This window comes from Rugamonas sp. DEMB1 (assembly GCF_029834475.1).
In the GTDB taxonomy this organism is placed as follows: Bacteria; Pseudomonadota; Gammaproteobacteria; order Burkholderiales; family Burkholderiaceae_D; genus Rugamonas; species Rugamonas rubra.
The window spans coordinates 1,376,037-1,397,963 of sequence record NZ_CP122407.1; the positions used below are offsets into that span (position 1 = coordinate 1,376,037).

The following is a 21,927-nucleotide window of genomic DNA, read 5'->3' on the forward strand; positions in this document are numbered from 1 at the left end:
GCGTTAAGGGCGCCATTTTACCGCTTTCGGCGCGCCGCTTGCGGGGGAAGTGCGGGGGAGGGGATTTTCAAGAACGGGGACGGGCGCGATGGCGCCATGACGAGCCAATCGGCGCCAGCCTGGTCCATTTGGCGTTGTCGTCAATTCCGCGATAGGTTTCCGGTATTTCCGTTTTTTTCGGCCGAGATTGCCAGTTGGCGCTTGTGGCGGTCAGCGAGATAGTTGGATGCTTTAATGCATCATTTTACATAAAATGATGCATCTATATGACATTTAATGTATTTTGAAGTGTTTGAAGTGTTGATAGATCAAGACGATGACATATGATGTATGGGTACATCAAAATACTAAAAAAGTTGGATATATGCGACATAATTTCGATTTTGCAACGATTGCAGCTAGCGATGCCGCGCTACGCTTAGGCGAGCGACTGCGTCTCGCAAGAAAGGCGCAACGGCTGACTCTTTCAGACTTGGAAAGAATGTGTCGTATTCATCGAACGACGCTGGGCCGACTGGAGCGGGGGGATTTGGGTGTTTCGCTTGGCTTGCTACTCAGCGTGCTCGAGGCACTCGGGGAGCTCGCGGACGTCGAGCTTTTGCTTAGTCAGCCGAGCAAGCTGAAGCACCAACGAACAGCTAGCGCGCCCATCCTTGAGCAGGAGTTCTGATGGTACTCGCATGCACAGTTTTTGACTGTTCCAATCCTGTCGAGCCGTTGCCAGTCGGCAGCTTCGCTGTGGACGAGGCCGGGGACGGTCATTTCGCATATGGTCGTCACTATATAAACAGACCTCAATCCTTTGACTTGGACCCAATACATCTAAGGCGGTCGGCGGAAGTGCAATTGTTGGCGCGCAGACACGACGGGACGTATGGTGTCTTATCTGACGCAGGACCGAACGCATGGGGCGTAAAGCTGACTGCGAGCGTTTTAACAAGGAAAAATGAACCATTGCCTTCGAATCCGGTGGAGTGGCTGCTCAATTCTTGGCACTATGGGTCCGGCTGCCTTGGATTTTCCAGGCATCACACCGAAAAGCCTGGACTGGGCATAGAAGCTGCCAAGACGGAGGAGTTGTCAGGGAAACTCTTGCGGGTAATTGACGCGCTGGCCGTAAACGAAGATGTGGACTTGACTGATTCAGACATACGCCTACTCGCACCGGGCAGCAGCTTGGGTGGTGTCCGTCCGAAAACGATCGTTATTCACGATGGCACGGAACATATTGCTAAATTTCCTAGGCCGGATGACATTTTTGACGTTCCCAAGGTCGAGTATGCAACGATGTGCTTAGCCCACAAGGCGGGCATTGATACCCCCGATTTCGAGCTGATAGATGTCGCCGGCCGGTCCGTCTTCCTGGTTGAGCGTTTTGATCGAAGCAAAGGTGGGGGACGTAAGCACTATATCAGCGCGCATAGTCTGCTGAATCCCTCCACCCTTAGCGCCGACGGGCGGGAATACAAGACTTCGTTTTCGTATGCCGGCATAGTCGAGGCAATGAGGCCATTCAACATCAGGGGGCAGCTGGATAGCCGTGAGCTTTTCCGAAGAATGGTGTTTAATATTTTCGTAGGCAATGTTGACGATCACTTGCGCAATCACGCTTTGCTCATGGAGTCGCCCGGGCGATATGTGTTATCGCCTGCTTTCGATATTGTTCCCCACATCTCTGCTTCGAGCCACCCCCAGTCTATTGGTGTGGGAGCCCTGGGGGCGGCCAGCACGGTGGAGAATGCCTTGTCACAATGCGGCCGATTTTTACTCAAGCCTGAAGAGGCAAAGGAAATCGTGGCATCGGTGAGGAACGCGGTTTCTGGCTGGGCAGTTAGTTTTAAGGCGGCCGGAGTTCGGAAAAATGACATCGCGGTTCTGGCGAACTGCATCTCCTTAGATCGATAGGTCAGCGCTACGGGATCGTTGGCTTACTTCACAGCGCCTTGCGCAAGGTGGTCAGCTCGTCGCCGGGCAGGCTTGTGTGCGGTGGCATGCGACAAACGGCAAGCGCGTACCCTCAAATAGCGGAGAGGAGTTGCGCCAGCTTCCCCAGCCGAAATGCCTCGACAACGAAATCGACAAAGGCGCGTGTTTTTGCCGGCAATAGTTTCTGGCTGGTGAAGTACAAGGAGACCGCCCCGACGTCGCCGTACCAGTTTGGCAGCAAGCGCACCAGCGCACCGCTTTCCAGATGCGGCGCGGCATGGGGAACCGGTATCAAGCCGACGCCAAGTCCCAGCAGCACGGCGCGACTGAGCGCATCCGGATCGTTGACCAGCATGATTGCTTGCTGCTTGGCCGTGACTTCGACGCCGGCGTTGTTGCGCATGACCTGGGTCCGCAGACGACCAGTCAAGGGAGAACGGATCACCACGCTGGGAAACTCGGCAAGTCCGGATGGGTCTTTGGGACGGCGCCGGCCCTGCAGCAGCGCTGGCGCCGCCACCGCAATCAGATGTATGCGCGCCAGCTCGCGCGCCACCATGCCGGGCGGCAGCTCGAAGCCGGCGCCGATCGCCGCGTCGAAGCCGCCGGCGATCAAGTCCAGCGGACGGCTATCGAACACCCAGTCGGGTACCACGCCCGGATAGCGTTCGAGAAACGCCGGCATGAGCGGCAACAGATAATCCATGCCAAATCCCGGCGCGGCGCTCAGCTTCAACACGCCGGCCGGTTGCCCGGCATTGACCTTGATGTCGGCGATCGCCTCCTGAATGCTGTCGAGGCCGCCCTGCACCGATAGCCGAAAACGTTCACCCGCTTCGCTCAGCGTCAGGCCGCGCGTGCTGCGCTGGAAGAGTCGCACGCCTAGGTTGCGTTCCAGAAGCGCCACGTTCCGACTCACTGCCGCCGGCGTCAAGCCGAGCCGACGTGCCGCCGCAGAAAAGCTGCCGTTCTCGGCGCTGCGGACGAAGGATTCCAGATTGGCCAGGGTTTCCACGGTTTCACTTTCAAGCAATGATTGAAACTGATTATAGCCGCTTGCTACTAACGCATGAAGCCGCAAGGCCCTAAGATTCAACTCAGCAAACAAGTTCCACACCTAACCTTAAAGGAAACATCATGAGTATCGGTATCATTGGTTCGGGAGCCCTGGGCTCCAACTTCGCCCGCGTTCTCGCCAAACAAGGGCTCGAGGCCACCATTTCCAACAGCCGTGGAGCGGCCTCGTTGGCCGACTTGGTGAAAGAGCTGGGGCCGACGATCAAGGCCGGCACGGTGGAAGAGGCGGCAAGCGCCGACATGGTGCTGGTTGCGCTGCGCTGGGTCGACGCGGAGAAGGTGCTGGGCAGCCTGCCGGCGTGGAACGGTCGCATCGTGATCGACGGCACCAACCCGGTGGAGTTCTTCGATCCCGCAACGTCGCCGGATGCGAACGACGCGAGCAATCCGCTGGCGGCGTATGGAATCAAGGCGGTTGATCTTGGCGGACAGCACTCGAGCCAGATCATCCAGCGATTCGTTCCCGGCGCCCGCGTCGTCAAGGCATTCAACCACAACGACGTCAACGTGCTGAAGGAACCGGAAACGGCGGGCGGCAAGCGCGTACTGTTCTACTCGGGCGACGACGCCGCCGCTAAGGCCGAGGTGCGCGGCATCATGGAGGCCGCCGGATTCTTCCCGGTCGACCTCGGCGCGCTGGACGTCGGTGGCCCGTTGGCCTCGCTGCCCTTCGGCCCGCTGTCGACGCGCAACTTCGTCAGTATTTGATCGGCGCAGCCGGTTTGCCTGCAATGTCGATGGCGTCGCGGGCGAATGGCGCGCCGCCTGGCGCTAAGGGCAAGCTTGGTCGCGCATCGATGCCGCCAGGGCCGTGCCGTCGGGAGGCAAACAGCCCAAGCCATCGAGCGTGGTGCGCACCGCCTGCTCCAGTGGCGTGCGCGGTTCGGCGCCGAGCACCTCGAGCAGGCGGCGGTTGCTCAACCGCACCGGCTGGCGCCACAGGTAGCGCATCTCGCGCATTTCGCGCAGCGTCGGCACGAAGGGCGCGGCCAGCGTCAGCAGCCACCAGGGCAGCGGCTTGACGGCGACCCGGCCGCCGCCGGCCCCGGCGGCGACATGGGCCACGGTGGCCGCCATCCGCGTGCCGTCGGCGTCCCAGTGGCCGTCCATGTGGAAGCGGGCGAAGTCGTCCAAGCGCTGCTCGATGGCGACCAGGCGGCAGATGGTCTCGGCCACGTCGGGCAGGTAGGCCCACTGGTGGCCGACGCCGGCGCGGCCCGGGTTGTTGACGACGCGCAGCGGCCGGCCCGGCTTGACCAGCCCCTGCGAGAACCAGTTGTTGGCGGCGCCGGGGCCGAAGAAGTCGCCGGCGCGCACGATCAGGCCGCGCACGCCGTCGGCGGCGGCCAGTTCGAGCCGGCGCTCCAGCTCGACGCGGATGGCGCCCTTGCGCGTGAGCGGGCGCTGCGCGGCGTCGACGCCGATGTCGGGGAAGACGTCGGGACCGTAGTTGTAGACGGTGCCGGGCAGCACGATGCGGGCGCCGCTGCGGCGCGCGGCGGCGATGCTGTTGTCCATCATCGGCAGCACCAGCTTGTCCCAGTCGCGGTAGCCGGGCGGGTTGACGGCGTGGACGATCAGCGCGACGCCGTCGGCGGCGCGCAGCACGTCGTCGCGCCGCATGGCGTCGCCGGCGATCCAGCTGAAATTCGGCCCCAGCGGCGCGCGGCCGGCCGGCGACCGGTGCAGCGCCTTGACCCGCCAGCCGGCCGCCAGCAGGCGCCGGGCGACGGCGCCGCCGATGCCGCCGGTGGCGCCGAGCACCAGCGCGCTGCGGCCGGCCGGCAGGGGCGGGCTGCCGGCCGGGGGCGAGGCTGGCGCCGCTTGGCGGCAGGCGTCGTGGGCGGCGTTGGCGGTCGAGAGGATGGCTGGGTTCGCTGGGGTGGTGGTGTTCATGTGCGTCTCCTTGGGTGGGCTTGATGAACACATTCTGCGCGCCCTTCGATCAAAACGAAATTGACTAGATTAGAATGGTATCTATACATTTTTGAATACGGTGGCGGCGATGGAGGCGAACTGGGAGTGGTATCGGACGCTGTTGGGCGTGCTGGAGAACGGTTCGCTGTCGGCCGCCGCGCGTGCGCTCGGCATGGCGCAGCCGACGGTGGGCCGGCACATCGAGGGGCTGGAGCAGGCGCTGGGCCTGAAGCTGTTCACCCGCTCGCACGACGGCTACGCGCCGACCGAGGCGGCGCTGGCGCTGCGGCCGTACGCGGCGGCGCTGGCGGCCAGCGCCGCCGCGCTGCGCCGGGTGGCCAGCAGCCAGGGCGACGGCGTGCGCGGCACGGTGCGCGTCAGCGCCAGCGAGGTCATCGGGGTCGAGGTGTTGCCGCCCATCCTGGCGCGGCTGAGCGCCGCCTGGCCCGAGCTGACCGTCGAGCTGCTGCTGTCGAACCGGGTCGACGACCTGCTGCTGCGCGAGGCCGACATCGCCGTGCGCATGCTGCGGCCGAGCCAGGACGCGCTGGTGGCGCGCCGCGTCGGGGCGGTGGCGGTGGGTTTGCACGCCCACCAAGACTATCTGCAGCGGCACGGCGCGCCGGCCACGCTGGACGACTTGGCCGGCCACAGCCTGATCGGCTACGACCAGAGACCGAGTTCCTGCGGCGGCTGCGCGAGCGCTTCCCGGCCGTGTCGCGCGAGCGCTTCAGCTTCCGCAGCGACAGCGACCTGGCCCAGCTGGCGATGCTGCGCGCCGGCTACGGCATCGGCGTTTGCCAGGTGGCACTGGCGGCGCGCGCGCCGGCGCTGCGGCGGGTGCTGGCGGCCGAGTTCAACGTCGAGCTCGACACCTGGGTGGCGATGCACGAGGATCTGCGCGCCAGCCCGCGCTGCGCCGTCACCTTCGCCGCGCTGGTGGCGGGGTTGACGGACTACCTCGCGGCACTAGATTAAACCCGCCGCGTGGTTTTGGCCATGGCAGGCCGCCCCGGCGGCGAGCGACGCAGGGGGCGGGCCGAGCGGGCTGGCGCCCAACTAACGCTCCACGAATCCGGCGGCCGTCGCCATCACGGCTTGGAGGTCGCCCCGCTGCAGAGCCAGCAGCGGGGTGGCGCCGCCGAGGGAGGCCTTGGGCGTGGTGAAGAACTGCCACTTGCTCGACGCCGGGATGTCGCCGAGCGCCCGTGTCACGGTCTCCAGAACGCGCCGGGACACCTTGCCGTCGGAGTAGAAGGCCGGATACAGGGGGCGGCCGCCGCTTCCCTCCAGCGCAAACAGGCGGCCGGCCTTGAGGGCCTTGCTCACGGCCTGCGGCGACACCTCCAGTCGGTCGGCCAGGTCCAGCGCGGTGATCAGATCGCCGCTTTCGGCCAGCTCGGCGCGCCGTGCCCGTTCCTGGCTGGCCATGTTGCGCATGAACGCTTCGTTCTTGACCGGCCGCTTGCGCAAATCCTCGACGCCCGCCAGCGTGCCGCCGCGCTGGAGCGCCGTGACAAGGCGTTCGCGCGTCATGACAGGTATTGTCGTTTGGAAAGCCTGGTTGGCGATGTGGCCGCGCCGAGTCGGCGGATTGCGCAGTTTGACAATGACGTAGCCGGCGCCCAGGTCTGCGGCCTGTTCGATATTGGCGGGTGCGAGCGCCTCCATCCGGGCGGGTCGCGCATGCCATGCGCCTGTGCTTTGATCGGCGTTGGAGTTCTTCAATGCCGAGCTTTTGGTGGACATGGTTCCTCCCTTTGGAGTCTTCATTGTACTCCGACATCCGATTCAATCAACCAAATCAACCAGCGCGGGCGAACTGGGCGGAACTGTGCGAATGTCGCTGCCACCCTTTCCGCACTTGGCGCCCGACGGTCGGCCGCACGTTACGTTGAATCGTGGCCTACGTCCGGACAGCGCCCCAATCCTGACCTTCAAAGGCTTCAAGTACAGCATGAGCTGCAAGCGGCGGATCAACTACGCGGGCGAGCAAGTCGATTCCGCGGCCTGTGATGCGTTGCAGAGCCATGTCACAAAGTTGTACCGGGACGCGGGGATCAGGGGCGGCAGCAGCCGTTCCGGCAGGCGTACCATGGCCGCAAGGCTATTGGCACAGGACCACGACCTCGACACCATCCAGCTCATGCTCGGTTGGTAGTCGTGAATGGTGGGACAACGGCGGAGCAGATTTTGATCTTGGTCTGTAGCTGGAGCACACCGATGACGAGCTAAAAAACAACAACTCGTGCGCTTATCCGCCCCCAAGAGTGCAGTACCGCACTAGACCGTGTTTTTCTTCTTGGCCGAGTTGGCGGCGGCAGTTGGCTTGGCTGCCCTCGTCACTTTTGGCAGAGGCGCTGGATTTGATGGTGTGTCGAGCGATGGGCATGCTTCCCAAGGACGGAAATTGGGTAGCGGAGTTCGCGTCCCGTTCTTGTGAACCAGTGTGATTTCCAATTCCATTCCTAGTGCTTTGACATATTTTTGCAATGTGGAAAGATAGAGGTCTGTTCGTTTCTCCAACTGCGACACGGCGTTTTGCTGAATGCCCAGAGTTTTCCCCACCTGTACTTGAGTTTCCCCAAGCGCCTTCCGCAACGCATTTAAGGTTTTTGCCTCGGCAATCATTTCCTTGGCTTTTTGTTGTGCTGACGCCTCAATCTTCGCTTTCTGCTCGTCAGGTAGATCTGCAATTACGTCTTGGATGCTTCTGCCCATGTCAATGCCTCCTCGTAGCCTTTGCCGCCAATGTTTTTAGATGTGCATCAAATCTCTTGTCCGCCTTGTCGGTCAGCCTTTTGTAGAACAATTTGTCGCTCACGCCCTGTTTATCCGCTGCTACGAGGATAATCCCTTGCCTTTCTGGATCGAATGCGAAGGCCGCGCGCCAAACCTGTTTCCCGTCGGATGAGGTGAAGCGCATCTCTTTCATGTTGGCATGCTTGGATTGTTTCAGGGTGTCCACGTGCGGTCGTCCCGCTTTTGGCCCAACAATTTCCACCGCCCTAGCCAGCGCCAGTAACCGCTCTTGTATGTCCTGATTCAGCGCCTCGAATTCCGGCTCGAAGTCGTCGTGCAGCGACATTGCCCAAAGCCGAGTAGTAGCCAAGTATTATCTCCTCGTGCTATCACGTCAAGATGATTTTTAGGCCGGGCTTGCTCAATGGTGAAGAGGAGGAGTGGAATCAGTCTGGGCGAAAATGGATGACGGTCAACGAAGCCTACGGCAAAGTTCATGGAGGCGTCTTGACGCAATGCGGTTAATCCGCCGCCGCCGCGCGCAGCCAGTCGTAGGCCAGCCGCACGGCCGGGGTGCGCGGCGCCAGTTTTGATTGGGTCAGCCACAGCGGCGCCAGCGCCACCGTCGGCAGCTGCGCCAGCGCGCACAGGCTGCCGCGCCTGAGCGCGCCGTCCACGCTCAGGCGCGACAGCATGGCGATGCCCAGCTCGTCCTGCGCGGCGGCAAGGCGCAGGCGGGCGTCGTCGACGGTCAGCGCGCGCGTGGTCGGCAGCGCCAGCGCCGCCAGCCACGGCGCCCACTCGGGGTTGTGCTCGTCGATCAGCAGCGGCGCCGCCAGCAGCACCTCGGCCAGGGCCAGGCCGGCCAGGCGGCGCGCCGTGGCCGGCCCGCAGACGGCCAGCGCGTGGTCGGCCAGCAGCGGCACGGACTGCATCTGCTCGTTGTGCAACTGCCGCGTCGAGACGATCAGGTCGACGTCGATGCGGTCGATCTCGCTCAGCTCGTCCTGGGTGATCAACCACACCTCCAGCGCCGGGTGCTGCGCGCGCAGAGCGACCAGGCGCGGCGTCAGCCAGCCGGCGGCGAAGTCGGCGCCGCAGGCCAGCAGCACCGAGTCGGGATTGCGGTAGGGCTCGATGCGGGCGCGGCCCTCGCGCAGCGTCTGCAGGGCGTCGGCGACGGTGCCGGCGAACAGCTCGCCGGCCGAGGTCAGCTTGACGCCACGGCCGTGGCGGCTGAACAGCGCCTGGCCGACCCAGCCCTCCAGATTCTGGATCTGGTGGCTGATGGCCGACTGGGTCAGCGCCAGCTCGGCCGCCGCGCGCGAAAAACTGCCCAGCCGGGCGCTCGCCTCGAAGGCCAGCAGGCTTTGCAGCGGGGGCAGGCGTTTATCCATGTGATATGAAAAAATCTAATGGGTTGAGCAATATCGATCATTTTACATGGCCGCGCGACGCCGGCAGAATGCGGGTCAGGGCTGGCGCGCCGTGCGCCGGTATGACCAGCATGCATGACGGGAGAAAATGATGAGTGAACAGATCCAGGGCGACGGCGCGCTGCGCCGCGCCTCCTTGTACGGCAGCAACGTCGAGAACACCTACGCGGGCGTGCTCAGCTTCATGCGCCGCAGCTACAGCCGCGACCTGGCCGGCGTCGACGTGGCCGTCACCGGCGTGCCGCTGGACCTGGCCACCACCTTCCGCCCCGGCGCCCGGCTGGGCCCGGCGGCGGTGCGCGCCGCCAGCGTGCAGTTGGCCGAGCTGATGGCCTTCCCTTGGGGCTTCGACCCCTTCGACGAGCTGGCCGTGGTCGACTACGGCGACTGCTGGTTCGACGCCCACAATCCGCTCGGCATCGCGCCGGCCATCGCCGCCCACGCCCGCACCATCCTGGCCGGCGGCGCCAAGATGCTGACGCTGGGCGGCGACCATTTCATCACCTATCCGCTGCTGCAGGCGCACGCGGAAAAGTACGGCAAGCCCTTGTCGCTGGTGCACTTCGACGCCCACTGCGACACTTGGCCGGACGACAACCCGGCCTCGCTCAACCACGGCACGATGTTCTACAAGGCGGTCAAGGGAGGGCTGGTCGACCCGGCCACCTCGGTGCAGGTCGGCATCCGCACCTGGAACGAGGACTTCATGGGCTTCAACGTGATCGACGCGCCGTGGGTGCACGAGCACGGCACGGCGGCGGCGCTGGCGCGCATCCTGGCCATCGTCGGCCAGCGGCCGGCGTATTTGACCTTCGACATCGACTGCCTCGACCCGGCCCACGCGCCCGGCACCGGCACCCCGGTGGCCGGCGGCCTGAGCTCGGCGCAGGCGCTGGCGCTGGTGCGCGGCCTGGGGCCGCTGGACCTGGTCGGCATGGACGTGGTCGAGGTGGCGCCGCCGTTCGACCAGAGCGAGATCACGGCGCTGGCGGCGGCCCACTTGGCGGCCGACATGCTGTGCCTGTTGCGCAACCAAAAAGTGGCGCGCCAGGGACTGCGCCAGATCTAGCCCGGGAGGGGAACTTCGGCGTAAGGCGGTGGTTCCGCGCGATAGCAAAAAAATATTTTTAAACTTTCTAGAATTTTTTGTCGATTCGAGTCGTGCCGCCCCGTCGTGGAGGTAGAGTAGAGATTTTCCGGCGCGCCGACGCCGGCTTTCGTTGCTCTTTCCAACCCACCTCAATGGAGCTAGTCATGACTGCAAAAGTAAACCCCGTTCCGGAAGGCATGCACACCCTCACCCCGCACCTGGTGTGCGACAACGCGGCCAAGGCCATCGAGTTCTACAAGAAGGCCTTCGGCGCCGAGGAGGGCGGCCGGCTGCCCGGCGAGGACGGCAAGATCATGCACGCGATGATGCGCATCGGCGACTCGGCCTTCATGCTGGCCGACGAGTTCCCCGACTGGGGCAGCCTGGGGCCGAACGCGCTGAAGGGCACGCCGGTCACGCTGCACCTGTACGTCAAGGACGTCGACGCCGCCTTCGCCCGCGCGCTCGACGCCGGCGCCGTCGTCAAGATGCCGCTGGCCGACATGTTCTGGGGCGACCGCTACGGCATCGTCACCGACCCCTGCGGCCACCACTGGTCGCTGGCCACGCACATCAAGGACGTCTCTCCGGAGGAGATGCAGCAGGGGATGAAGGAGCAGAGCACCTGCCAGTAGGCGGTCGGCTCGGCAAAAAAAACAGGCCCCGCGAGGGGCCTGCAAACTTGGCACATGAGGTTCGTCGCGGGCCGCCGCGTCGGCGCCGGCCCGGATCGTCCGCTTACAGCTTGCCGCGCAGGCCGAGGTAGAAGCTGCGGCCGTTCGAGTAGAAGGCGCGCGGCTGGTCCTTGTTCTCGGCGTACATCTTGATCGTCGTGTTGGTCAGGTTCAAGGCGTCGAAGTTGATGCTCAGCTGCTCGTTGATCTTGTAGTTCAACGAGGCGGCCAGGTTGCCGCTGCCCTCGACGTGCTGGCTGGCGCCGCGGTCGACGCCGGCCTTGTAGACCGAGCGGTAGTTGTAGGCGACGCGGGCGCTGAACTTGTCGTCCTCGTAGAAGCCGGTCAGGTTGTAGGTGCTCTTCGACGAGTTGATCAGCTCGCTGCCGTCGGCCAGCTTGCCGTCGGCGTAGGTGTAGTTGGCCAACACACCGAAGCGGTTGAACAGCGGCTGCTGGTAGCTCAGCTCGACGCCCTTGTTCTTGCCGCTGGTGTTGAACGGCGAGGTGACCTGGAAGGTCGCCTGCTGGCCCAGCTTGTTGTTGTAGTAGGTGCCGCTCGAGGTGCCCTGCGAGACCACCGACTTCAGGTCCATGTAGAACACGCCGATCGAGACGGCCGACTTGGGCGCGAAGTACCACTCGGCGCTGACCTCGGCGTTGTTCGAGCGGATCGGGTCGAGCTTGACGTTGCCGCCGGTGCCGCTCAGCGCGTCGTCGTTCAGCGAGACCGAGCCGCCCAGCGCGCTGTAGTCGGGCCGCGACATGGCGCGGGCGACGGCGGCGCGCACCACCAGGTCGTCGCGCACGTCGAACTTGATGTTGGCGCTAGGCAGGATGTCGTTGTAGCTGCGCTCGTAGGTGGTCGGGGTGTAGGCGCCCCAGTCGGAACCCTTGATGGCGTTGGCGCCGCCGCTCAGGTTGACCAGCGTGGTCTGCTTGGTGCGCACGGCGCGCAGGCCGATGTTGCCGCTCCAGCCCTCGCTGACCAGGTTGGCCATGCCGTAGACGGCGGTGGTCTTCTCCTGCACCTTGAACTCGTCGGTCCAGTTGTGGCGGGCGACGTAGTCGAACAGGCGGTTGCCCGGGGCGGCGCCCCAGGCGCCCAGCGCGGCGCCGTCGTACTTGAAGTAGTTGTTCGACAGGTTGCCGCCCAGGTCCTTGCCGAAGTCGCTAGGATACTGTTGGCCGCTCCAGGCCGGGCCCGGGTTGGTGAAGGCGGCCGGGGTCGGCTTGGTCTCGAAGGGGTGCTCGGCGCTGCGCTTGTGGTCGGTGGCGCGGGCGCCGAACTTGACCGAGTCGAGCAGGCCGTTGGAGACGCGCCACTCGCCGTCGACCTGGGCGTATTGCTCCTTGTCGACCGACTGCGATTCGCCGCCGCCGGCCCAGGCGGTCGGGCCCGGCTTGTTGGTGGTGCCGCCCGGGAAGGACATGGCGGCCGGGCTCAGGCCGTTCAGGGCGTAGCTCATGCCGCCGTCGACGCCGTTCTGGTAGAACACGTCGTCGCGGTCGTAGCCGACGCCGTGCGTGGCGCCGGCCTTGCCGGTGACGGTGAAGTCGGGCGTGGCGCGGTACTTGAAGTTGAAGTCCAGGTAGTAGGACTCGCCGCCGGCGTCGGGGCGGTAGGCGTTGTCGACCTCGCCCGAGTTCTTGGTGAAGCTGGCCGAGGTCAGGGTGCCGTTGGCCACCGTGTAGGCGGTCGGGATCAGGCCGTCGCGGTTGATCGAGTTGCCCGGCGCCGCCAGCCAGTTGGTGTTCTGGTTGGCCGCCTTGAGTTTCGAGTAGAAGCCGTTCAGGTCCAGGGTCAGTTCCTTGCTCGGGCGCAGTTCGACGTCGAAGGCGCCGCCCTCGCGTTTCTTGACCTGCTCGAACAGGGTGGCGCCGATGAAGGTCGGCAGGCGCAGGCCGGCCAGCGCCGGGTTGGCCTTGGCGGCGGCGCTGGTGGCCGAGATGGTCGAGTAGCCGAGGATCTCCTGGCCGTCGCGCCGCACGCTGGTCTTCTCGGAGAAGGCCTGGACCAGCACGCCGGCGGTTTTGGTGTCGTTTTTCCAGTTGAACAGGCCGGAGAACTGCGGCTGGGTCTTGCCGGCCAGGTCGTTGTAGGCGCCCTGGACCGAGGCCTCGACGGTCAGGTTTTTCTTGAAGTCGAGCGGACGGCGGGTGATCACGTCGATCGAGCCGGACACGCCGCCCTCGATCAGGTCGGCGGTCTGGCTCTTGTGCACGATGATCGAACCGACCAGTTCGGACGGCAGCAGCGAGAAGCTGCTGCTGCGCCCGACGCTGCCGCCGACCTGGTTCAGCACGAACCAGTCGCCGGTGCTGATGCCGTGGCCGTTGAAGGTGGTTTGCTGCAGGCTCGGGCTGGTGCCGCGCAGGCTGACGCGGTCGTTCTCGCCGAAGCCGCCTTCGCCGCCGGCCGAGGATTGGATGTTGACGCCGGGCAGGCGCTGGATCGAGTCGGCGACGTTCTTGTCGGGCATCTTGCCGATGTCCTCGGCGGTGACCACCTCGACGACGGAGTCGGCGCTGCGTTTTTGCTTGAGCGACTGCTCCAGCGCGGCGCGCACGCCGGCCACGGTGACCACGGCGGTCGGCTCGACCGGGGCGGCCTGCTGGGCCTGGGCCGTCGCGGCGCTGCCGAGGATCATCAGGCCGACCGCGAAGGCGATCGGGGTCAGGCCGTTGTGGGCGCGTGGCGCCGGGCTGCTTGCTGCTTTCAATTGGTACGTCATTACTCTATCTCCAGTGGCCCCTAGTGGAGCCTGTCCATTTTCAAATGAATCTTTCGCGTTCCGGCCGCGGGGCGACAAGGTCAAGATTCGCGCTTACTAAACCAACAACAAAACCAGTTCAACGCCAATATACTGCATTTTTAGATACCAAAGTGCTACCACTTGAATAAAATTTCGGAACGTTGCCTTTTGTGCACAGAAATTTCCCTTCACTGTGGGCATTTTGGCTTACCATTCACTAAGTTGGTGCAAAAATGATATCAAACTGGGCTGGATGGCAAGTGTTCGGTATTTGTTTGGTATTAATTCATTTAATTTGGTATTGCCACTTTTTCCGGGCCCGAGATGATTTCATTGGCGACCATCCTGCAGCTGGTGCGCGAGAGCAGCAGCCAGCCGCTCTACCAGCAATTGCAGCGCGCGCTGCGCGAGGCCATCGAGCAGCGCCTGCTCAGGCCGGAGGACGCCCTGCCGCCCGAGCGCAAGCTGGCCAGCGAGCTGGCGGTGTCGCGCCTGACGGTGCGCAAGGCGCTCGACGGCCTGGTGGCCGAGGGCCTGCTGCAGCGCCGGCCCGGCTCGGGCAATTTCGTCAACCGCACCCGCGTCGAGAAGAATTTCGCCAAGCTCAGTTCGTTTTCGGAGGACATGCGGGCGCGCGGCCGGGTGCCGCGCAGCGACTGGCTCGAGCGCAGCGAGGGCACGGTGACGGCGGAGGAGGCGCTGCGGCTGCGGCTCGGCCCGGGCGAGGCGGTGTACCGCTTCCACCGCATCCGCTACGCCGACGAGCAGCCGATGTGCCTCGAGTACGCCACGGTGGTGGCGTCCTGCCTGCCGTCGCTGGAGGCGGTCGACAAGTCGATGTACGAGGCCCTGCAGAAGACCGGCCACCGGCCGGTGCGGGCGCTGCAGCGGCTGTCGGCGCTGCTGCTCGACGCCGAGCAGGCGCGCCTGTTGCAGGCGCGCGAGCGCGACGCCGGCCTGGCCATCGAGCGGCTGGGCTTGTTGCGCGACGGCCGCGCCGTCGAGTTTTGCCGCAGCTACTTCCGCGGCGACGCCTACGACTTCGTCGCCGAATTTAGTACCTAGCCACGGCCGCGTTGCGGCAGCCTCTTTTAGAAGGTGGCTTCGAGGATGCGCAGCAGCGACTCGATGCCGGCCAGGTCGTCGGCGTCGAAGCGGCCGGGCAGCGGGCTGTCGAGGTCGAACACGCCGATGACGGCGCCGCCGGCGCGCAACGGCACCACCAGCTCGGAGCGCGAGTTGACGTCGCAGGCGATGTGGCCGGGGAAGGCGTGCACGTCGGCGACGACGATGGCCTCGCCCTGGTCGACGGCGCCGCCGCAGACGCCACGGCCGCGCTGGATGCGGATGCAGGCCGGCTTGCCCTGGAAGGGGCCGAGCACCAGCTCGTCGCCCTGCAGGAAGTAGAAGCCGGCCCAGTTCAGGCCGGGCATGCTGTTGAACACCAGCGCGCTGAAGTTGGCGCTGTTGGCGACGCGGTCGGTCTCGCCGGCGACCAGGCCCTGCAGCTGCGGCCTCAGGTCGTCGAACATGGCTTGTTTGGCGGCGGCGCTGTCGCTGCGGTAGGCGTTCTCGTTGAGGGTGAAGGTCATGGCGGTGGCGGCGGGGAATTGGTCAAGCCGCTATGGTAGCCGTTCCGGCCGCCGCCCGCGCGCCGGCCCGCTTCCACGTGGCCGGCGCCGCGGCGCCGCCGCGCCCGGCCGCCCCGCCTGTTAGCCGAGGATGCGGGCGGCCAGGCCGTCGAGCAGGGCGCGCTGCGGGTGGCCGGGCGCCACCACCAGGCCCAGGCCGATGGCCAGCTCGTCGCCCTCGGCCAGCTTGCGGTAGGCCACGCCGCTGCGGCGCAGCGCGGCGAAGGACTGCGGCAAGAGGGCGATGCCCTTGCCGGCGGCGATGTCGCTGAGCAGCACGTGGTGGTCGTGCGGCTCGCGGATGAAGGCCGGGGCGAAGGCGTGGCGCTGGAACACCAGGTCGCAGTGGTCGAAGAAGGCCGGCTGGCGCGCCCGCTCGAACCAGTAGACGGCCTCGTCGCGCAGGTCGTCCAGGCGCAGCGTGCGGCGGCGCGCCAGCGGGTGGCCGCTGGGCAGGGCGGCGAGCATGGGCTGCGCCTTGAGCGGCAGCACCTCGAGGCCGAACAGCCGGGTCGGCAGGGCGACGACGGCGGCGTCCAGGCGGCGCGCGCGCAGGCCGGCCACCAGCTTGGGCGAGGGCGCGACGGACAGCTCCAGCGGCGCCGCGCCGAGCGCCTCGCCCAGCGCCGTGGTGAAGCCGCGGAACAGGTCGGCGTCGACCGAGACGGTCAGGCCCAGGCGCAGCCGGGCCGGCGGCGCCGCGCCGTCGCCGTGCAGCGCCTGCTCGGCGGCGTCGAGCAGGCCGAGGATCTGCCGCGCCAGCGGCAGCAGCGCGACGGCGGCCGGCGTCAGGGCGACGCGCTGGGTGTCGCGCTCGAACAGCTTGACGGCCAGGCGGCGCTCCAACTGGGCCACGGCGCGGCTCAGCGGCGGTTGCGTCATATGCAGCTGCTCGGCGGCCTGGCGGAAGTTCAGGCAGTGGGCGACGGCGACGAAGATTTCCAGTGCGCGGGTGTCGAGTTTTCTCATGCTGGTTTCCTCATACCAAAAAGGTATCACGATTTTGCTCATTCCACAACGTTGCGCCGCTCCCTACACTGGGCTTCGTTTTGCCAAACCCGAGGAGCCGAACATGAACGCAGCACAGCACGCCAGCGCAGTTTCCACCACCACCACCACCGCCAACACCGACAACAACAACAGCGCCGCCGCGCCGGCCGTCCTGCCGGCGCGCGCCATCGGTCCGCTCAGCGTCTCGGCGCTGGGCCTGGGTTGCATGGGCATGTCCGAGTTCTACGGCGCCACCGACGACGCCCAGTCGCTGGCCACGCTGGAGGCCGCCTTCGAGCTGGGCGTCACGCTGTACGACACGGCCGACATGTACGGCTCCGGCCACAACGAGCAGCTGCTCGGCCGCTTCCTGCAAGGCAAGCGCGCGCAGGCGAGGGTGGCCACCAAGTTCGGCCTGGTGCGCGAGCCGGGCCGCTACGCCCGCGAGGTCGACAACAGCCCGGCCTACATCCGCCGCGCCTGCGAGGCCTCGCTCAAGCGGCTCGGCGTCGAGCACATCGACCTCTACTATATGCACCGGCTGAACCTGGCGCAGACGCCGCTGGCCGAGTCGGTCGGCGCGCTGGCCGAGCTGGTGCGCGAGGGCAAGATCGGCGCCATCGGCCTGTGCGAGGTGTCGCCGGAAACATTGCGCGCCGCCGCCGCCGTCCACCCCATCGCGGCGGTGCAGAGCGAGTACTCGCTGTGGACCCGCGACCCCGAGCAGGGCGTGCTGCTGGCCTGCGCCGAGGTGGGCGCGGCGTTCTGCGCCTACAGCCCGCTGGGCCGGGGCTTCCTGACCGGCAAGGTGGCCGAGGCCTCGCTGCACGACGCCAGCGACGCGCGCAGCTTCAACCCGCGCTTCGCCGCCGACAACATGCGCAGCAACCGGCGCATCGTCGACGCGGTGCGCGCCATCGCCGCCGAGAAGGGCTGCACGCCGGCCCAGCTGGCGCTGGCCTGGCTGCTGGCGCAGGGCGGCGCCGGCCGGCCGGCCATCGTGCCGATCCCCGGCACCAAGCGGGTCGCCTACCTGCGCGACAACCTCGGCGCGCTCGAGGTCGCGCTGAGCGCGGCCGAACTGGCCCGCATCGCCGCCGCGCTGCCGCTCGGCATGGCCGCCGGCGAGCGCTACAGCGTGGAGGGCATGAAGGGTCTGAACGCCTGAACGTTTGATGTTGCGGCGTTGCGCGGCGGCGTCAACCATGCGCTGCCAAAGCCGCAAAAGCTGGTAGCATGGTTGCACATGTCGACGGGCCGGCCAAGGCGCCCGTCGGCCCGACCCGGCCCGCCGGCAACAGGTGCCGGCCGCCCCCATGTGCGACCGTAGCGAAGACCGATTTGTGACAGCTCCTCCCAACGTACCGCCGGCCGCCGTGCCGCCGCCGCCCGCCGCGCCCGCGCAGGCGGAGGCGGAGGCGCGCGCGGCCGCGCCGGCCGTGGCGGCGCCGGCGATCGTGCCGCCGGCGCCGCCGCCGGCCGCCGACGCCGAGCTGCGCCGCCGCGCCGCCGCCGAGGAGCGCCTGCGCATGGCCCAGCAGGCCGGCGGCGTCGGCAGCTTCGAGTGGTTCCCCGACAGCGGCAAGCTGCTGGTGTCGGCCACCTACCGCCGGCTGTGGGGCCTGGCCGACGAGCAGGAGGTGACCGCCGAGCTGTTGCTCGGCCTGGTCGACGAGCGCGACCGCGGCCAGGTCGGCCAGTACAAGCTCGAGCGCGTCGACAATCCGCTCGAATACGCCGAGTACCGCGTGCGCCGGGCCGACGACGGCGCGCTGCGCTGGCTGGCGCGGCAGGGCGAGGTGCTGCCGGGCGCCACGCCGGGCAGCCGGCGCTATGTCGGCGTGTGCTTCGACGTCACCGAGCGCAAGCAGATGGAGCAGGCGCTGCGCGCCAGCGAGGACCGGCTGGCGGCGATCTTCGGCCAGGCCGCCGTCGGCATGGCCGAGCTCGACCTGGACGGCAACTACCGCCGCGTCAACGAGGCGCTGTGCCGCATGCTGGGGCGCGGCGCCGAGCAGCTGCTCGCTCTGAACATGGACGACCTGATCCATCCCGACGAGCGCGCCGGCAACCGCGTGCTGCTGGCCCGCCTGGTCGAGCGCGGCGAGCCGTTCACGCTGGAGAAGCGCTACCGCAGGCCGGACCAGTCGTGGGTGTGGATCTCGAGCAGCATCAGCCGGCTCGACGACGAGCAGGGCCGGCCGCTGGCGCTGATCGCCGTCAAGACCGACATCAGCGAGCGGCGCCGCATCGAGCAGGCCTGGCGCGAGCTGAGCGGCACGCTGGAGCTGCGCGTGGCGCGCGAGGTGGCCGAGCGCAACAAGGCCGAGGAGCTGCTGCGCCAGGCGCAGAAGATGGAGGCGGTGGGCCAGCTGACCGGCGGCGTGGCGCACGACTTCAACAACGTGCTGCAGATCATCTACGGCAACCTGCAACTGCTGCAGCAGGACGGCGCCGACCCGCGCTCGGCGCAGCGGCTGGAGACGGCCATCGGCGCCGTCGAGCGCGGCGCCAAACTGTCGTCGCAGTTGCTGGCCTTCGCCCGCCGCCAGCCGCTGCGTCCGCAGGTGGTCGACCTGGGCCGCCTGGCCGTCGACATGGAGGGCCTGCTGCGCCGCGCCCTGGGCGAGGCGGTGGCGCTGGAGTGGCGCCTCGCCCCGGGCCTGTGGAACACCCTGGTCGACCCGGGCCAGATGGAGAGCGTGATCCTCAACCTGGCCATCAACGCGCGCGACGCCATGGGCGGCAGCGGCCGGCTGCGCGTGCGCCTGGCCAACGTCGAGCTCGACGCCTCCTTCGTCGGCCAGCTGCCCGAGCTGCCGCCCGGCCAGTACGTCCGCCTGACCGTCAGCGACACCGGCTGCGGCATGTCGGCCGAGGTGATGCGGCGCGCCTTCGAACCCTTCTTCACCACCAAGCCGCTGGGCGAGGGCAGCGGCCTGGGCCTGTCGATGGCCTACGGCTTCGTCAAGCAGAGCCACGGCCACATCAAGCTCGACAGCCGGCCCGGCCGCGGCAGCCGCGTGCGCATCTACCTGCCGCGTTCGGAGCAGGCGGCGCCGCGCTTGGCGGCGGCGGCGGCCGAGCCGGTGGCCGGCGGCAGCGAGACGGTGCTGGTGGTCGAGGACGACGCCGCCTTGCGCGCCACCGTGGTCGACATGCTCGTCGCGCTGGGCTACCGCGTGCTGCAGGCCGGCAGCGGCGACCAGGCCTGGCTGTTGCTGCAGGCCGGCGCCCGCGTCGAGCTGCTGTTCACCGACGTGGTCATGCCGGGCGCCCTGCGCAGCCCCGAGCTGGCGCGGCTGGCGCGCAGCGTGCTGCCCGACATCGCCGTGCTGTTCACCTCCGGCTATCCGCAGGGCGGCATCGTGCACGGCGGCCGGCTCGACGCCGGCCTGGAGTTGTTGAGCAAGCCCTACCGGCGCGAGGCAACCTGGCGCGCAAGGTGGGGCAGATGCTGGCCGGCCGGCGCGCCGAGTTGGCCCTGCGCGCCGGCGCGATGGCCGCCGCGCCGGTGTTGCCGGCCGGGCCGGCGGAGCAGCCCAAGCAGGCCGGGCGGGCAGAGCCGGCTGAGCAGGCCGAACCGGCCAAGCCGAGTGGGCCGGCCGGGGCGTCCGCGCCGGCCGACGCCACCGCCGCGAGCGTAGTCGGCGTAGTGCGCGCCGTGGCCGCCACCGCCGTGGCCGCCGCCCCCGCGCCCGCCCGCCGGCCGCTGCGCGTGCTGGTGGTCGAGGACAACGCCGACTCCCGCCAGATGGTGTGCGAGGTGCTCGAGCAGTTGGGCCACACGGTCAGCGCCGCCGCCGACGCCGAGGCGGCCTGGGCCTGGCTGGCCGGGCGCGAGATCGACGTGCTGTTCACCGACGTCAGCCTGCCCGGCATGTCCGGCATCGGCCTGGCGCGCCAGTTGCTGCGGCGCAGCCCGGCCACCCGCGTCGTGTTCGCCAGCGGCTACGGCCTGGAGTCGCTCGAGGGCCTCGGCTTCCCCGCCGTCTTCCTGCGCAAGCCCTACGAGTTCGGCGAGTTGCAGCTGGCGCTGGAGGGCGCCGGGTAAGCGACAAGCTGTCAACAATGGCCACCGCCGGCCACCGTCCCCCGGACTGCTCCTACACGCCTGCCTACCAACGTCCTATATTGTGTTGCCGGTGATTGAACTACCATGACTGCTCCTCCTGCTCGTCAGTCCGCGCCGCAATGCGCGGCAGGTGGGCGGTGGCATGGGCAGTATTTTTCCAACGACTACACATCAGGAGAAAGATCATGGCTTCATCCAACCAAGGCGGTAAACAAGGTAGCGATCAAGGCGGCAAACAGGGCAGCGACCAAGGCAGCAAACAAAGCGACACCAGCAAACGCGGTTTCGCTTCGATGGACCCGGAACAGCAACGCGAGATCGCCAGCGAGGGCGGCCGCGCCGCCCATGAAAAGGGCACGGCCCACGAGTTCACCTCGGAGGAGGCACGCCGGGCCGGCAGCATGAGCCACAAGAACGACCAGGGCAGCAGCCAGAGCAGCACCCCCGGCGGCGCCTCGCGCGCGGGCGGCACGGCCGGCAACCAAGGCAGCGCGCGCGAGCGCGAAGAGGAAGACAAGCAACGCAGTGGCCAAACCGGCGGCCAAACCGGCGGCCAGGGCGGTAGCCGTTCCGGCGGTTCGGGGTCGAAAACCTGAGTCCGTTCCGACGGCGCGGGCTTGAAAACTCGAGTCCGTTCGCCGTCCGGCGCCGGGTCCATGCCGGGTTCGTGTTGACCGTTGGTTAGGCTGAGTTCGCCTGATCCGTCGCTCGGCGCGGCGTGGCAAGAAGAAGGGAAGTCGCGGCAAACGCCGCGCCTTCCCTTTTTTGCGTGGCCGCTTGGTGCCGAGCGGTCCGGACCGACGGCCCGGGGGATTTGTATTGAATTGTGTCAATGAGGGATTCCCGATTGACTTCGCAAATGATAATCATTATCATTTGTCATTGATCGCGCCGCCGGCCCGCCGGCCGCCGCCGTTTCCACTCGCCTTACCCGTCACCAAAGGGCACCTCCCTTGAGCGCACCACAAGCCGCGCCAGCCCGCAACGCCAGCCGCGCCGTCTGGCTGAAGAACCTGCACCAGTGGCATTGGATCAGCTCGGCGCTATGCCTGCTCGGCATGCTGCTGTTCAGCGTCACCGGCATCACCCTGAACCACGCCGCGCAGATCGAGGCCAAGCCCAGCGTGACGCGCCAGCAGGCCGGCCTGCCGGCGCCGCTGGCGGCCAGCCTGGCGGCCTACGCCGCCGCGCACGACGGCGAACGCGCCGCGCTGCCGGCCGCCGCCGAGCAGTGGCTGCGCGACACCTGGTCGCTGAAGGCCGGCGGCCGCCCGGCCGAGTGGTCGGCCGACGAGGTCTACCTGCCGCTGGCCAAGGCCGGCGGCGACGCCTGGGTGCGCATCGCCCTGCCGGACGGCGCCGCCGAGTACGAGAACACCGACCGTGGCTGGATCTCCTGGCTCAACGACGTCCACAAGGGCCGCAACACCGGCCCGGCCTGGAACTGGTTCATCGACATCTTCGCCGGCACCTGCCTGCTGTTCTGCCTGACCGGCCTGCTGATCTTGAAGTTCCACGCCGCCAACCGGCCGTTCACCTGGCCGATGGTCGGCCTGGGCATCCTGGTTCCGTGTGCGATCGCGCTGTTGTTCATCCATTGATTTTTCCATTCCT

Annotated in this window: 21 protein-coding genes and 1 pseudogene; 13 read left to right on the forward strand and 9 right to left on the reverse strand. The window is 67.1% G+C overall.

Annotated elements, in window-relative coordinates:
• Positions 1 to 316: 316 nt before the first annotated feature.
• Complete coding sequence (locus QC826_RS06365) at positions 317 to 670, forward strand: helix-turn-helix domain-containing protein (protein WP_279764871.1); 354 nt, start codon at positions 317 to 319, stop codon at positions 668 to 670.
• A complete protein-coding gene (locus QC826_RS06370; protein ID WP_279764872.1) occupies positions 670 to 1,905 on the forward strand; it encodes a type II toxin-antitoxin system HipA family toxin in 1,236 nt (411 codons plus the stop codon). Before QC826_RS06365 ends, QC826_RS06370 begins: the two co-directional genes overlap by 1 nt.
• A gap of 112 nt (positions 1,906 to 2,017) precedes the next feature.
• On the opposite strand, the gene QC826_RS06375 is transcribed toward QC826_RS06370, so the two are convergent.
• The gene (locus QC826_RS06375) at positions 2,018 to 2,941 is read right to left on the reverse strand and encodes a LysR family transcriptional regulator (protein ID WP_279764873.1); all 924 of its coding nucleotides are present in this window, start codon (positions 2,939 to 2,941) and stop codon (positions 2,018 to 2,020) included.
• 122 nt (positions 2,942 to 3,063) lie between these two features.
• Between QC826_RS06375 and QC826_RS06380 the strand changes: the two genes are divergently transcribed.
• Entirely contained in the window at positions 3,064 to 3,711 is a 648-nt protein-coding gene (locus tag QC826_RS06380) for an NADPH-dependent F420 reductase (RefSeq protein WP_279764874.1), read from the forward strand.
• Between the two features lie 63 nt (positions 3,712 to 3,774).
• Here QC826_RS06380 and QC826_RS06385 read toward each other — a convergent pair whose 3' ends face one another.
• Positions 3,775 to 4,899, reverse strand: a complete 1,125-nt coding sequence (locus QC826_RS06385) for an NAD(P)H-binding protein (RefSeq protein ID WP_279764875.1) — start codon at positions 4,897 to 4,899, stop codon at positions 3,775 to 3,777.
• Between the two features lie 109 nt (positions 4,900 to 5,008).
• Here QC826_RS06385 and QC826_RS06390 point away from each other — a divergent pair.
• Positions 5,009 to 5,898, forward strand: a pseudogene (locus QC826_RS06390) (LysR family transcriptional regulator).
• A gap of 81 nt (positions 5,899 to 5,979) precedes the next feature.
• On the opposite strand, the gene QC826_RS06395 reads toward QC826_RS06390, so the two are convergent.
• Positions 5,980 to 6,669: a hypothetical protein gene (locus QC826_RS06395; protein ID WP_279764876.1), complete on the reverse strand. Its 690-nt coding sequence runs from the start codon at positions 6,667 to 6,669 to the stop codon at positions 5,980 to 5,982.
• Positions 6,670 to 6,760: 91 nt separating this feature from the next.
• Between QC826_RS06395 and QC826_RS06400 the strand changes: the two genes are divergently transcribed.
• Positions 6,761 to 7,081, forward strand: a complete 321-nt coding sequence (locus QC826_RS06400) for a hypothetical protein (RefSeq protein WP_279764877.1) — start codon at positions 6,761 to 6,763, stop codon at positions 7,079 to 7,081.
• 122 nt (positions 7,082 to 7,203) lie between these two features.
• Here QC826_RS06400 and QC826_RS06405 read toward each other — a convergent pair whose 3' ends face one another.
• The 3 genes from QC826_RS06405 to QC826_RS06415 form a co-directional block, all read right to left on the reverse strand.
• Positions 7,204 to 7,641: an XRE family transcriptional regulator gene (locus tag QC826_RS06405; RefSeq protein WP_279764878.1), complete on the reverse strand. Its 438-nt coding sequence runs from the start codon at positions 7,639 to 7,641 to the stop codon at positions 7,204 to 7,206.
• Position 7,642: 1 nt separating this feature from the next.
• Positions 7,643 to 8,008, reverse strand: coding sequence for a type II toxin-antitoxin system RelE/ParE family toxin (locus QC826_RS06410; RefSeq protein WP_279764879.1), 366 nt, complete (start codon positions 8,006 to 8,008; stop codon positions 7,643 to 7,645).
• A 175-nt stretch (positions 8,009 to 8,183) separates the two neighbouring features.
• Positions 8,184 to 9,059, reverse strand: a complete 876-nt coding sequence (locus QC826_RS06415; protein WP_279764880.1) for a LysR family transcriptional regulator — start codon at positions 9,057 to 9,059, stop codon at positions 8,184 to 8,186.
• 130 nt (positions 9,060 to 9,189) lie between these two features.
• On the opposite strand from QC826_RS06415, the gene speB reads away from it, so the two are divergent.
• Positions 9,190 to 10,167, forward strand: coding sequence for an agmatinase (speB, locus tag QC826_RS06420; RefSeq protein WP_279766403.1), 978 nt, complete (start codon positions 9,190 to 9,192; stop codon positions 10,165 to 10,167).
• 185 nt (positions 10,168 to 10,352) lie between these two features.
• Positions 10,353 to 10,823 (forward strand): VOC family protein, encoded by a 471-nt coding sequence (locus QC826_RS06425; RefSeq protein ID WP_279764882.1) that lies wholly within the window; start codon positions 10,353 to 10,355, stop codon positions 10,821 to 10,823.
• 103 nt (positions 10,824 to 10,926) lie between these two features.
• Here the strand turns inward: QC826_RS06425 and QC826_RS06430 are convergent, their stop codons facing one another.
• Positions 10,927 to 13,596 carry a TonB-dependent receptor gene (locus QC826_RS06430; protein ID WP_279764883.1) on the reverse strand — a complete coding sequence of 890 codons (2,670 nt, stop codon included), beginning with the start codon at positions 13,594 to 13,596 and terminating at the stop codon, positions 10,927 to 10,929.
• A gap of 345 nt (positions 13,597 to 13,941) precedes the next feature.
• Here QC826_RS06430 and QC826_RS06435 point away from each other — a divergent pair, with 345 nt between their 5' ends.
• On the forward strand, positions 13,942 to 14,682 hold the full coding sequence (locus QC826_RS06435) for a GntR family transcriptional regulator (protein WP_279764884.1): 741 nt from the start codon (positions 13,942 to 13,944) through the stop codon (positions 14,680 to 14,682).
• A gap of 26 nt (positions 14,683 to 14,708) precedes the next feature.
• Here QC826_RS06435 and QC826_RS06440 read toward each other — a convergent pair whose 3' ends face one another.
• Both QC826_RS06440 and QC826_RS06445 read right to left on the reverse strand, forming a co-directional pair.
• Positions 14,709 to 15,209, reverse strand: a complete 501-nt coding sequence (locus QC826_RS06440; RefSeq protein WP_409567774.1) for a GAF domain-containing protein — start codon at positions 15,207 to 15,209, stop codon at positions 14,709 to 14,711.
• A gap of 120 nt (positions 15,210 to 15,329) precedes the next feature.
• On the reverse strand, positions 15,330 to 16,217 hold the full coding sequence (locus tag QC826_RS06445; RefSeq protein ID WP_279764885.1) for a LysR family transcriptional regulator: 888 nt from the start codon (positions 16,215 to 16,217) through the stop codon (positions 15,330 to 15,332).
• 193 nt (positions 16,218 to 16,410) lie between these two features.
• On the opposite strand from QC826_RS06445, the gene QC826_RS06450 reads away from it, so the two are divergent.
• From QC826_RS06450 to QC826_RS06470, 5 genes are all read left to right on the forward strand, one after another.
• Positions 16,411 to 17,406, forward strand: a complete 996-nt coding sequence (locus QC826_RS06450; protein ID WP_279766405.1) for an aldo/keto reductase — start codon at positions 16,411 to 16,413, stop codon at positions 17,404 to 17,406.
• 175 nt (positions 17,407 to 17,581) lie between these two features.
• A complete protein-coding gene (locus QC826_RS06455) occupies positions 17,582 to 19,885 on the forward strand; it encodes a PAS domain-containing sensor histidine kinase (RefSeq protein ID WP_279764886.1) in 2,304 nt (767 codons plus the stop codon).
• Between the two features lie 17 nt (positions 19,886 to 19,902).
• Positions 19,903 to 20,292 (forward strand): response regulator, encoded by a 390-nt coding sequence (locus QC826_RS06460; RefSeq protein WP_279764887.1) that lies wholly within the window; start codon positions 19,903 to 19,905, stop codon positions 20,290 to 20,292.
• A 206-nt stretch (positions 20,293 to 20,498) separates the two neighbouring features.
• Positions 20,499 to 20,909 (forward strand): KGG domain-containing protein, encoded by a 411-nt coding sequence (locus QC826_RS06465; protein ID WP_279764888.1) that lies wholly within the window; start codon positions 20,499 to 20,501, stop codon positions 20,907 to 20,909.
• Positions 20,910 to 21,266: 357 nt separating this feature from the next.
• Positions 21,267 to 21,914, forward strand: coding sequence for a PepSY-associated TM helix domain-containing protein (locus tag QC826_RS06470; protein WP_279764889.1), 648 nt, complete (start codon positions 21,267 to 21,269; stop codon positions 21,912 to 21,914).
• Positions 21,915 to 21,927 lie beyond the last annotated feature (13 nt).